The sequence below is a fragment of the Verrucomicrobiota bacterium genome, from assembly GCA_039027815.1.
In the GTDB taxonomy this organism is placed as follows: Bacteria; Verrucomicrobiota; Verrucomicrobiia; order Verrucomicrobiales; family JBCCJK01; genus JBCCJK01.
The window spans coordinates 25,502-36,341 of sequence record JBCCJK010000030.1 but is presented as its reverse complement, the minus strand read 5'-3'; the positions used below and the strand labels follow the sequence as shown (position 1 = coordinate 36,341).

The following is a 10,840-nucleotide window of genomic DNA, read 5'->3' as shown; positions in this document are numbered from 1 at the left end:
GACACTCGCAACGTGGCACTCGGGCTCGCAAACGCGTTTCAAACTGCATGGTATCCAGATGTCGCCAGGTCCGCTCCGGCGCGTGGTCGTGCACCGCGCAGCTCTTCGCGCATTCCGGGCAGATGACGGGCTCTCCCGCCTTAAAACGGGTCAGTAAAACGGGTCAGTCAACAAATCTTGACTTAAAATTCAGCGAGGCAGAGGGCACTCGCGCTTGTTTTACTTGGCCGTAGCCAAAGCTCTTACGCTGGGATAGCCGAGAATGCGCGGCGCAGGGGAGGTGTCTTGATTTTTGTCATTATGCCCGGTTGGGGCGACATGGGTGCCGCCGGTATCCATCCATCGCTCCCTCGCTTTCCACAAGGACTCGGAGGCAGTAAGATGGTCATCAGGCCTTAGTGCCCTCATACCAACCTCCAGAATTCACTGGTATTATTGGGGAATGGTTGTGTGGGGAAGAGGCGCTGAAGCGCGGGGTAGGAGGAGCCGGTGTCTTTCCAGCCAGCCCTGCTTTGCTCGTCGGTTCCGGTGCTAGCACCGCGCTCCCGTCGCGCCTTGGTCTAGCCCGAAATCCACTCGGCCATTCTACCAGCCAATTCTGGAGCTTGGTATTCGGATTGGTGGTTACGTTCCTCTGACGAACTGGACAGGGAAGGAGGAAGAGTCGAAGGGGAGAGTCCTTTGCTGGTCTTCTTTCCTCGATTCTAGCCCCGCAATCCCGCGAGGTAAGCGCGGGTGAGTTCGTGTTGGGGCGCTTGGAAGAGTTCGCTGGCGGGACCGCGCTCGATGAGTTTCCCCGCTTCGTTTTCCACCCAGAAGAAGGCCACGTCGTCCGCGATTCTTCGGGCTTGGGCCAGGTTGTGGGTGACGACTACGATGGTGAAGCGACCACGAAGTCTCACGATGAGGTCTTCAACCGCTCCGCTCGAGATCGGGTCGAGCGCGCTGCACGGTTCGTCCAAGAGCAGCACCTCTGGCTCTAAGGCGAGAGCCCGGGCGATACAGAGGCGCTGCTGCTGCCCACCGGAGAGGGATGTGGCTGGCGCGTCGAGGCGATCTTTGACCTCTTCCCAGAGGCCGACATCCCGGAGCGCGCGTTCGATTCTCTCTTCTCTTTCGTGGCGCGCCTTCCATCCGTGCTCGCGGAGCGGGAAGTCGAGGTTTTTTCGGATCGAGAAGGGAAAGGGAGAGGGCTTTTGAAAGATGAGCCCCACTTTCCGCCGGAGGGCTATCAGGTCGGTGCTGGGTTCATGGATGTCCTCTCCACAACAGGTGATGGTGCCTTCGAGGCGACAGCTCGGCAAGAGGTCGGTCAGTCGATTGAGGCTTTGCAGCAGGCTGGACTTTCCGCAGCCAGAAGGTCCCACCAGGGCGGTGATTTTCCCGAAGACGATCTCGAGGTTCACTCCTCGGAAGGCGGCTTGGTCGCCATAAAACAAGGAGAGATCCCGTGCTTCCAGGATGGGGCGGGGGCCGGTGTGGGCGCAGGGGGCGGGAGCGGGCTGGGGGGAGGGCATTTTCAGGATCGGATCAGGCGTCGTCGGATCCCGTGTTCTCCGATCCAGGCGGCCAGCCCATTGATGAGGAGGAGAAGGATCACCAATATGAGGGCGCTGGCGAAGGCGTGGTCATTGCCCCCCGGGACATTCATGGCGAGGTCGTAGATGTGCACGGTGAGCGTGCGTCCGGAGTCGAGAAGGGATTCGGGCATGCGATCGACGTAGCCGCTGGTGAAGAGCAGGGCGGCGGTTTCCGCGGCGGCTCGGCCCAGCCCAAGAATCAAGCCGGCCATCAGCCCCGGGATGGCGGCCGGAAGGAGCAATCGGGAGAGGGTCGCCCTTTGCGAAAGTCCCAGGGCCGTGGCGGTCGCCCGGTATTCTGCCGGGACTGCGCGCAAGCCCGCTTCGGCCGCGCGAATGAAGATCGGCAAGACCATGCAGGCGAGCGTCAGGCCTCCCGCGAGGAGGGAGTACCCGAGCCCCAAGAAGCGACAGAAAAAGGCGCTCCCGAAGAGGCCAAAGACGATGGAGGGGACCCCTGCGAGGATATCGAGACTGCGCCGGACCAAGCGGGAGAAGCGGTCCTCTTGCCGGGTGAATTCCGAGAGGAAAATAGCGGTCGCGAGGCCCAGGGGCAGGGCCGTTCCCAAGCAGATGAGGAGGATGAGAGCCGTGGAGACCAGCACGGAGGAGATCCCCCCAGCCCGCCCCCCTTCCGCGGGGGCAGAGACCAGGAAGGACCAAGAAATCGACCCCAGTCCACCGACGAGGAGGCTCCCCACGATCCAGAAAAAAAGGGCGGCCACGCTCAGCGCAATGGCCCAGAGCGCGGCTGGGATGACGAGGTTTCCCAGAGATCGACGCGAGGTCACTCTTCGGCCGTTCATCGCGCGGACCTCCTTTCGTTTCGATGACTGACTTTCTCCACCAAGCCCACGAGGATCATGACCACTCCAGTCAAGAGCAGGCCCGTGAAGAAGAGAGAGGTCCGATGGTCGCCCGCGGCGTAGGCCATTTCGAGAGCGATGTTGGTAGTGAGGGTGCGCACCGGTTCGAAGACGCTGCCAGGGACCTGCACGATGTTCCCACAGACCATGAGGACGGCCAGGGTTTCGCCCATGGCCCGCGCGGTCGCCAGGAGAAGCCCCGTCCAGATGCCGGGGCCGGCCGCGGGCACGAGCACTTTCCCGACGGCCGCCCAATGGGAGATCCCGAGCGCTTCTGAGGACAAGCGGTATTCCTGAGGAAGCTGTCCCAGGGCGGCATCGGCCAGGAGAGCCACGGTGGGCAGGATCATGAGCGCGAGGAGGAGGACCGCGGCCAAGAGACTTTGTCCGGGTGGCTGCCAGCGATTCAGAAGCGGCACCAGCACGACCAGCCCCCAGAACCCGAAGACGACCGAAGGGATGCCCGCGAGGAGCTCGATGGAGCGACGATACCAACTGGCCAGTCTTTCGGGAGCGTGGAAGCGACAAAAGAGCGCCGAGGCCAGGCCCACAGGCGCCGCCAGCAGGATGGCCCCGGCCGTCACCAGGAGGGAGCCCACCAGCATGGGCCCGAGATTGAATCTTCCTTGGGCGGCCTCTTCAGAAGGATTCCACGAGGAGTCGGTGAAGAAGCGGGCCAGGCCTATTCTTTCCAGCGCAGGGTAGGAGGCCCCGACTAGAAAGGCCAGCACCAGCAGAATGATGCCCCCAGACAGAACAGCATGAAGGCGGAGAAAGCGGAGCAACCATCGATCCCCCGACTGCCATCGGCTAGAGGACCGGGACATAAGACTGCTGGCGCACGAGGTCGTGAACCGCCGGGGAGAGCGCGTATTTGATGAATTCCTGGACGGGCGGCGCAGGTTCTGGGGAGGTGATGAGCAGCAGGGGGCGGTTGAGAGGGAAGTCCCCCGAAGCCACCTTCTCGGCGGTGGCCGGGACGCCCCGCAGCGGCAGCAGCTTGATGGGAACGCCCCGCGCCGCTTCGTAGAGGGAAGCGCCGATCGACATGTAAATGATGGCATGGGGATCGCCCGCGATCGTTTTGATGCCGTGCTGATTTTCCCCTGAAATCATGTCGGGTCGGAACTCCTCCGCCTCCATGCCGAGGAAGGCTTGGAACAGCTCCCACTCCGAGCGTCCGCTGGCCCGGTTGACACAAGTGATGGGAGCGTCCTTTCCTCCCACCTCTTGCCAATTCGTGATTTCACCTCGGTAGATCCCCACGATTTCGTCCTCGCTCAGCTCCGAGACCGGATTCTCGGCATGCACCAGAAGGGCCACTCCATCCATGGCCACGGTGTGGGTCAGGCGGCCTTCTTTTTCGGACTCCTTGAGCGCCCGCGAGGACATCCCGATATCGGCCACTCCGCTGGCCGCATCCGCGATTCCCCGGGAAGAGCCGCCCGTCTGGATATCGATCCGGACCCCGGGATGAAGCGCCTCATAACGCTTGGCAATTTGAGAGAGAAGGGGCGCCAAGGTGCTGGAACCGGTCGCCTCCAAGCGCACTACCTCCTCGGAATCACCACAAGAGAGCAGGCAGAGGGAGAGGGCCAAGAGGCCGAGGGTTCGCAAGAGCATCGATTTTTTAGCAACAGGTGTTCTGGAAGGAGAGCCGGCAGCAGCCGAGATCGAGGGCGTGGCCATCACGGCGACTTTCCGCACCGGCCGCCAGACGATAGAGAACCGATTTCCCATCGCGCTCCGACTCCACGATCCCAGACTCGCGCAAGTGGCGCAGATGGTGAGAGAGGAGGCTCTGCTCGATTCCGAGCAAGCTCTGGAGGTCTTTGGCATGGCGAGGCTTTTCCAAGAGGTGCTTGACGACCAGCAGCCGCGTCTCCTCCCCCAGCGCCCGCAACAAGTCGGCGCATCCCAGCTGTTCAGAAATCGCGGCCTCCATCATTTGATATGAAGCAACATTGATATGAATGATTCTTCAAATCAAAAGTTGATTGGAAGGAAAAGGGGTCCTGGCTGCTTTCTTGACAAGGCGAGCAGGCTGAAACAAGGCACGCTTATGGGAGAGAAGAAGAGCAAGCTCGAGTTGGGAACGACACTGAAGCGGGCCTGGCAGGCGGCCCTTCATCCCGGCTCCCCGCCCCCTCTCTACGGGCCCTTGGCAGGGCTCTTTCTTTTCAGCGTGGTCTGTCTTTTCAGTTCACTGGCCTACGGTGGTTGGCGGTATGCGAATGACGCCGGGGCGCTTTTCAATGAGAGCGGCACGGGCACCCACCTCAATGTCTTACTGCTCTTCGGTGGCGGCGTCCTTGCTCTCTGTGTTTGGAAGCGCCACGATGTGGCGGAATACCGCCGGTTCTGGCTAGTGGTGGCGATCGGGCTCCTTTACTTGGCTCTCGATGACCTAGCGAAAGTGCACGAGCACATCGACATTTACATCCACAAGGCCTTCCGAGCCGACCGCGGTCACCCCATCACCGACCACCTCGACGACGTCATCGTCTTGGCCTACGGCCCGATCGCGGCCGTCTTCGCCTACAAGGCGCGGGAAATCATCCTGGGCTATGGCTGGTTCCTTCTCATGAACGCCCTCGCGGTGCTACCCTTCTCCCTCATGGTGGTGGGGGATGTTTTCGGTTTCCCGATTCATCTGGAGGAAAGCATGAAGCTCCTGGCCTGCTCGCTCATCAGCGCCGGGATCCTCTCGGTCTACTTGACGCCTAGCCAGGCGGAAATGGATGGCGAGGGCAAGATGACACCCAGCGGGTCCTAGCGCTCCCGCAGCGCGAAAGCCGTAGAGGCCTCCGCCGGGCGTGGCCCCAACTCATTGTCTCTTGACGATCTCTTCTCACTCCGCATAACTTCCCCGCTGGCCCGCGGTTCGGGAAAAAGCCTCGTTAGCTCAATTGGTAGAGCAGCTGACTCTTAATCAGTTTGTTCCAGGTTCGAGTCCTGGACGGGGTACTTCCTCCTCCCGCATTGACAGTGCTGGGAGAAAGGCAAAGTTTCCCGAATGTGCGGTATTGTCGGCTACGTGGGCCCTCGGAATGTCCCTGAGGTCCTTTTGAATGGGCTCAAGCGCTTGGAATACCGCGGCTACGATTCCGCTGGGATCGCCACCCTTGGAAAAAAATCCATCTTCCTGCGCAAGCAAGAAGGCAAGGTCGATGGCCTCCGCGAGAGCTTGAAAGACCTCTTGACCTCCCACCGGGATGGAAAATCGAGCGCGGGCATCGCCCACACCCGCTGGGCCACCCACGGTCCGCCGACCGCGGCCAATGCACACCCGCACGTTGATGGCAGCGAGCGCCTCGCCCTGGTTCACAACGGCATCATCGAGAACTACCGCCCCATCCGCGAACACCTCGAAAGCAAAGGCCACACCTTCCGCTCGGACACGGATAGCGAGGTCCTGGGCGCGCTCATCGCGGACTACCTCACCGAAAAACCCAAGGGCGGCCTCCTGGATGCCGTCTCACTCGCTCTTCAGAAAGTCCACGGGACCTACGGGATCGCCGTCATTTCCCAAGACGAGCCCGGTTGCCTGGTGGTGGCTCGGCGGGGTAGCCCTATTGTAATTGGAGTCGGTATAGATGAGGCCATTGTGGCAAGTGATCCGGCAGCGGTCGTGTCGGTCACCCAGCAGGTCATCTTTTTAGATGACAATGACGTGGCCAAAGTCACGCCGACCAAGGTCGACATCCGGAATCTCGAAAATCGCCCAGTCCGCCGCTCGGCCCACGAGGTGGATTGGGACCCGGAAGCGGCCACCAAGGGCGGCTATGAGCACTTCATGTTGAAGGAAATTTTCGAGCAGCCGGAGGCGGTGCGCAACACCATCCGCGGTCGCCTCGATCCCGAATCGGGCAATGCCCTCCTCTCGGGGCTGGGGCTGGAGCCGCGGGACCTGGTGGAAATCAGCCGCATCCTCATGCTGGGCTGTGGCACCTCTCTGAATGCCGGCATGGTGGGCGAGTTCGCGGTCGAGGAGTTTGCCCATCTTTTCTCGGAAGTGGAGCAGAGCGCTGAGTTTCGCTATCGCAATCCCATCATCCAGCGGGGCGACCTCGTCTTGGCCATCAGCCAGAGTGGCGAGACCATTGACACCCTCGCGGCCCTTCGGGAGGCCGAGCAGAAAGGGGCCCTCGTGGCGGCCCTCGTGAATGTGGTCGGCTCCACCATCGCCCGCGAGGCCGGGCGCGGGATCTACCTGCACGCCGGACCGGAAATCAGCGTGGCCTCCACCAAGGCCTTCACCTGCCAAGTGGCCACGCTCTTGATGGTGGCCTTGAAGTTTGGCCGCTCTCGTCGGCTCAATCTGGTGCAGGGCCAGCGGATCTGCCGCGGCATCGAGTCCATTCCCGATCTCATTGAGCAAGTGCTGGCCAAAAACGATGAAATCGCCAAGGTAGCCGAGGCCTACGCCGAGATGTCCCACTGTTTCTACATCGGACGCGGCTACCTCTTTCCGGTGGCCATGGAGGGCGCGCTCAAGCTGAAGGAAATCAGCTACCTCCACGCGGAGGGCTACCATGCCTCCGAGTTGAAGCATGGCCCCATCGCCCTGCTGCAAAAGGATTTTCCAGTCATCGCTCTCCTCAATGACGTCCCCGGCAAGGAAAAGACCATCGGCAACGTCCACGAATGCCGCGCCCGCCATGCGCCCGTCATCGGCGTGGTGACCGAGGGCGATGCCGAGGCCGCCGGATGCATCCATCACGCCATCTCCGTCCCGGTCTGCGATCCCTACATCGCGCCCATCCCCACCACGGTCGCCCTGCAACTCTTCGCCTACCACGTGGCCCGCTTGCGGGGCTGCGAAATCGATCAGCCCAGAAATCTCGCAAAAAGCGTCACGGTGGAGTGACGCTTGCGAGGAGAAACGCGCCCCTGACCCCGGCCCTCCCGCCCTTCGCCCTCTCCCACGGACCCAGCAATCTGCCCAAAATGAAACCACTTTTTCCGCTGCTGCTTCTGGCGATGAGCGCCTCCGGGCAAGACTTCGCCCCGGCCCCGTCCTCCGAGGCCAAGAAGCGCTTGGACGCCAGTTGGCTGACCAACACCGAGGCGCGGACCATGACGCTCAAGATCCCGGCCCCGCGCGGCTTGATTCTTGATCGCGAAGGACGACCCCTGGCCAACAACCGGGTCGCCTACTACCTCGGCCTCAATTTTCCTCTCCTGGAAGACGCCGAAGAGGCCGAGATCGTCTCCTTCGCCCGCGCGCAGACCGAGCTGGCTTCCGAGCTGCTCGGGCGGAGCTACCGCTTCGACCCCGTGGACGCCTTCAGTCACTACCGGCACCGGCGCTGGGTGCCTTACTACTTGCCCGGCGTGCTCAGCCCGGCCGAAGTGGCCCTCATCCAAGAGGCCAAAGCGCTCAACGAGGCCCCCAATCTCCTCTTGCAGCCGCTCTACCTCCGCCAATATCCCGCGAGCGGGAAAAGCGCGGCCCATGTCGTGGGCTACGTCGGCAAAGTCCGGCCCCTCCCGAAAGGCCCGATCGACAACGGCGATCCCATGTGGGAAGAAACCGAGGGCCGCAAGGGCCTCGAGAAGACCTTCGACGAAGTCTTGCGAGGCACGGACGGTCGCCTGAATGTTCTCTTCGATCAGGACGGGAAGCTCCTCGTCGAAGAAATTCTCAACCCGCCCACCCCGGGCAATTCCGTCATCACCACGCTCGATGGCGAATGGCAGGCCCACGCTCAGAAAGTCCTGGCCGAAAAGACCAATCGCGGGGCCCTCGTGGTGGTGGATGTCCAGACCGGAGAAGTCCTCACCTTGGCCTCCTGGCCGACCTTCGACCCCAACGTTTTCATCCCGGCCATCTCCACGGAAAACTACGCCCTTCTCCGGGATGACCCCGCCAAGCCGCTCTACGGCCGGGCCTTCCAAGGGGTCTACCCCCCGGCCTCCACTTTCAAAACCGTGGTGGCCTTGGCCGCCCTCCAAGACGGCATCGTGGAGCCGAACACCCGCCTCCCCGGCCCGCCGTCTCTGCGGGTGGGCAACCGCACCTTCAACAATTGGAGTAAGGATGACGAGGGCCGAATCACCGTCTACAAAGCCATCGCCCGCTCCACCAACACCTGGTTCTACCGGGTCGGCATCGACACCGGGGCTGAAAGCGTCATGGGCCTCTCCCAGCTCCTCGGCTTCGGGCAGCCCACGGGCTTGCCGCTGGAAGGGGAAAGCAGCGGCTTTGTGCCGACCAATGCTTGGCACCGCCAGCAATATGGCTACCCCATCCTGGATGGCGACATGGCCAATCTCTCCATCGGCCAAGGCAGCCTCCTGGTCACCCCCGTGCAAATGGCCCGCGTCATGGCCGGCATCGGAAACGGCCGCCTGGTGCCCAAGCTTCAACTGGTGAAGCAGATTCAGAACTTGGACAACCGGGTCATCCGACCGCCCGAGTCCCTCAGCGGGCAGAGCCTGAACATCGAATCCTCCTTCGTGGAAGCGGTCCGGGCCGGCATGCGGGATGTGGTCGAAAGCAGCTGGGGCACCGCCAAAAGCGCCCGGATTTACATCTCCAAAATGGCAGGCAAAACCGGCACCGCCCAGTGGGGGGCCACCGCCAAGAACCAAAACATGGCCTGGTTCGCCGGCTTTCTCCCGGCCGAGCGCCCGGAGTATGCCTTTGCCGCCGTCTATGAAGGTCGCCCGGGCGAGAAAGTCAGCGGGGGAGGGAACGCCGGGCCCATCGCGCGGGAATTCTTCAAAGTCATTTACAAGCAAGTCCTCCAAGAGCGGGAGGGTCGTTCCGAAGGCAAGTCCTCGGCCGAATTGGAGCGCCTGGTGGCCGAAGCAGACCAAGCGGCTGCCGAGCGCAAGGCCGCCGAAGAAGCCGCCGCCGCCCCCCCCTCCACCACGGTGGCCTCCGATGGGCAGGAAGTCCGCCGGGCCATGCGAGTGCTCGAGCCCACGGTCGAGAAAGAGAAAGAAGAACGCCGCAGCTCACCCCTTCGACGTCGCTCCATCTTCCGTTGAGATCGACCTCCCCGCCACTCGACGTCCCCGAGGAACGCTTCAGCGATTGACCTGGACCACCCGCAGGGGAAGTTGTTTCAGAATGGTGTCGTTGGAAGCGATCTCGACCGAGTATTGCCCGGCTTGCTCAAACTTGAGCTGCTGAAGATTGATCACGAGATTGCGCGTCAGGTAGTAGGTATTGTCCGGGAGCGAGACATCGATATCGGGCTCGATGGCCGGTGTCACCCCCTGCCCATCCGCGTTCACAAAGCGGATGCGGAACTTGTGGTGCCCCTCATCCTCAGGCAAAAAGCAGATCCGGATGGCCAGCGCGCACTGCGGGTGCACCACTGGAGTCTGCGGCGCCGCCAGGGTATCGAAGCTGCCCAGGATGCAGAGCTTTCCTTGGTAATCGGCAGCGGAGTCGCAAAGGGTGGCGATTTGAATGTCCATCACTCGAAGTAGGTGTCCTCGTGGGCGTAAGGCGGCGCGCAGCAGCAAAGCAGGCGAAGCGGCTCCGCGCCAGCAGTGATCTGGTGCCAAGCGCCGGGTGGGATGAGGATGGCATCGCCTGGTCCGACCCTCTGGCTGGCACCATCGATTTCCATCCGCCCCTCGCCCTGCGTGATGTAATAGAACTCCTCACTCACTTTGTGGTAATGGCGCTCAGTGGCCCCGCCCGCCGGCAACTCCGCCTCGGCCAGGCTCTGGCGCTCGACCGGGGCATTGCGGAGGTCGAGCAAGCTGCGGATGGTGGAGCCATCTTTCGTGGTGAAAGGGCTCTCCTGATCGCGATTTCGAACAATCATGCCCGCCTCTCTTTCAATAGCGAAGCAGACTCACCACCGGAGCCGGCGGGAGCTTTTGGCGACCCTCTAAAAAGCCGAGCTCGATGACAAAGGCCAGCGCCGCCAGCTGCCCTCCCAATTCCTGGATGAGGGCCGCGGCCGCCGCGGCCGTGCCTCCGGTGGCCAGCAGGTCATCGATCAAGACCACCCGCTCCCCCTCCTGGACCGCATCCTGGTGCAGCTCCACCTCCGCCGTGCCATACTCCAGCTCGTAAGCGCGGCTGACCGACTTCCAAGGGAGCTTGCCCTTCTTGCGCACCGGCACGAACCCGCAGCCCAGCGCCTCGGCCAGCCAAGCCCCAAAGAGAAAGCCCCGCGCGTCAATCCCGGCCACCTTGTCAATCGGCTCTCCCGCCAAGGCCTCCACGAAGGCAGCGGTGAGGGCGCGGAAATGCCTGGGATCGCTCAGCAGCGGCGTGATGTCTTTGAACACGATGCCCGGCTTCGGGAAATCGGGCACATCGCGGAGGGCCGCTCTTTGGGCGTCCAGGTTCAAGGGCGGGGAAGGTGGCATTCGCCTCCACCCCTACGGCGTGCCACCTCGAGGGCAAGTCGGGAACGAGTC

Annotated in this window: 11 protein-coding genes, 1 tRNA gene and 1 pseudogene; 4 read left to right on the top strand and 9 right to left on the bottom strand. The window is 62.5% G+C overall.

From position 1 onward, the window contains the following. From AAF555_09035 to AAF555_09010, 6 genes and pseudogenes are all read right to left on the bottom strand, one after another. Nucleotides 1-127, bottom strand: a pseudogene (locus AAF555_09035) (transposase family protein). A 577-nt stretch (nt 128-704) separates the two neighbouring features. Then, the gene (locus AAF555_09030; protein ID MEM6911715.1) at nt 705-1,517 is read right to left on the bottom strand and encodes a phosphate ABC transporter ATP-binding protein; all 813 of its coding nucleotides are present in this window, start codon (nt 1,515-1,517) and stop codon (nt 705-707) included. Between the two features lie 2 nt (nt 1,518-1,519). Continuing rightward, nucleotides 1,520-2,386, bottom strand: coding sequence for a phosphate ABC transporter permease PstA (pstA, locus tag AAF555_09025; protein ID MEM6911714.1), 867 nt, complete (start codon nt 2,384-2,386; stop codon nt 1,520-1,522). Then, nucleotides 2,383-3,273, bottom strand: a complete 891-nt coding sequence (pstC, locus tag AAF555_09020; protein MEM6911713.1) for a phosphate ABC transporter permease subunit PstC — start codon at nt 3,271-3,273, stop codon at nt 2,383-2,385. Before pstC ends, pstA begins: the two co-directional genes overlap by 4 nt. Then, nucleotides 3,257-4,069 carry a phosphate ABC transporter substrate-binding protein gene (locus tag AAF555_09015; protein ID MEM6911712.1) on the bottom strand — a complete coding sequence of 271 codons (813 nt, stop codon included), beginning with the start codon at nt 4,067-4,069 and terminating at the stop codon, nt 3,257-3,259. Before AAF555_09015 ends, pstC begins: the two co-directional genes overlap by 17 nt. A 7-nt stretch (nt 4,070-4,076) precedes the next feature. Further along, entirely contained in the window at nt 4,077-4,394 is a 318-nt protein-coding gene (locus AAF555_09010) for a metalloregulator ArsR/SmtB family transcription factor (protein MEM6911711.1), read from the bottom strand. A gap of 114 nt (nt 4,395-4,508) precedes the next feature. On the opposite strand from AAF555_09010, the gene AAF555_09005 reads away from it, so the two are divergent. The 4 genes from AAF555_09005 (at nt 4,509) to AAF555_08990 (ending at nt 9,445) form a co-directional block, all read left to right on the top strand. Next, nucleotides 4,509-5,222, top strand: coding sequence for a hypothetical protein (locus tag AAF555_09005; protein ID MEM6911710.1), 714 nt, complete (start codon nt 4,509-4,511; stop codon nt 5,220-5,222). Between the two features lie 118 nt (nt 5,223-5,340). Next, a tRNA-Lys gene (locus tag AAF555_09000) sits at nt 5,341-5,413 on the top strand. A gap of 49 nt (nt 5,414-5,462) precedes the next feature. Next, on the top strand, nt 5,463-7,316 hold the full coding sequence (glmS, locus tag AAF555_08995) for a glutamine--fructose-6-phosphate transaminase (isomerizing) (protein ID MEM6911709.1): 1,854 nt from the start codon (nt 5,463-5,465) through the stop codon (nt 7,314-7,316). A gap of 80 nt (nt 7,317-7,396) precedes the next feature. Beyond that, nucleotides 7,397-9,445: a penicillin-binding transpeptidase domain-containing protein gene (locus AAF555_08990; GenBank protein MEM6911708.1), complete on the top strand. Its 2,049-nt coding sequence runs from the start codon at nt 7,397-7,399 to the stop codon at nt 9,443-9,445. A gap of 39 nt (nt 9,446-9,484) precedes the next feature. On the opposite strand, the gene AAF555_08985 is transcribed toward AAF555_08990, so the two are convergent. From AAF555_08985 to AAF555_08975, 3 genes are read right to left on the bottom strand one after another with little or no spacing between them, the layout of a single operon-like run. Next, entirely contained in the window at nt 9,485-9,880 is a 396-nt protein-coding gene (locus AAF555_08985; protein MEM6911707.1) for a hypothetical protein, read from the bottom strand. Then, nucleotides 9,880-10,236 carry a cupin domain-containing protein gene (locus tag AAF555_08980; protein MEM6911706.1) on the bottom strand — a complete coding sequence of 119 codons (357 nt, stop codon included), beginning with the start codon at nt 10,234-10,236 and terminating at the stop codon, nt 9,880-9,882. The genes AAF555_08985 and AAF555_08980 overlap by 1 nt, the downstream gene beginning before the upstream one ends. Nucleotides 10,237-10,249: 13 nt before the next feature. Then, complete coding sequence (locus AAF555_08975; protein ID MEM6911705.1) at nt 10,250-10,789, bottom strand: adenine phosphoribosyltransferase; 540 nt, start codon at nt 10,787-10,789, stop codon at nt 10,250-10,252. Nucleotides 10,790-10,840: the final 51 nt, after the last annotated feature.

Coding starts and splice junctions, on each gene's coding strand:
- glmS (MEM6911709.1), top strand. CDS start 5,463: ATGTGCGGTATTGTCGGCTACGTGGGCCCTCGGAATGTCCCTGAGGTC.
- AAF555_08980 (MEM6911706.1), bottom strand. CDS start 10,236: ATGATTGTTCGAAATCGCGATCAGGAGAGCCCTTTCACCACGAAAGAT.
- AAF555_08975 (MEM6911705.1), bottom strand. CDS start 10,789: ATGCCACCTTCCCCGCCCTTGAACCTGGACGCCCAAAGAGCGGCCCTC.
- AAF555_08985 (MEM6911707.1), bottom strand. CDS start 9,880: ATGGACATTCAAATCGCCACCCTTTGCGACTCCGCTGCCGATTACCAA.
- pstA (MEM6911714.1), bottom strand. CDS start 2,386: ATGAACGGCCGAAGAGTGACCTCGCGTCGATCTCTGGGAAACCTCGTC.
- AAF555_09015 (MEM6911712.1), bottom strand. CDS start 4,069: ATGCTCTTGCGAACCCTCGGCCTCTTGGCCCTCTCCCTCTGCCTGCTC.
- AAF555_09005 (MEM6911710.1), top strand. CDS start 4,509: ATGGGAGAGAAGAAGAGCAAGCTCGAGTTGGGAACGACACTGAAGCGG.
- AAF555_09010 (MEM6911711.1), bottom strand. CDS start 4,394: ATGATGGAGGCCGCGATTTCTGAACAGCTGGGATGCGCCGACTTGTTG.
- AAF555_09030 (MEM6911715.1), bottom strand. CDS start 1,517: ATGCCCTCCCCCCAGCCCGCTCCCGCCCCCTGCGCCCACACCGGCCCC.
- AAF555_08990 (MEM6911708.1), top strand. CDS start 7,397: ATGAAACCACTTTTTCCGCTGCTGCTTCTGGCGATGAGCGCCTCCGGG.
- pstC (MEM6911713.1), bottom strand. CDS start 3,273: ATGTCCCGGTCCTCTAGCCGATGGCAGTCGGGGGATCGATGGTTGCTC.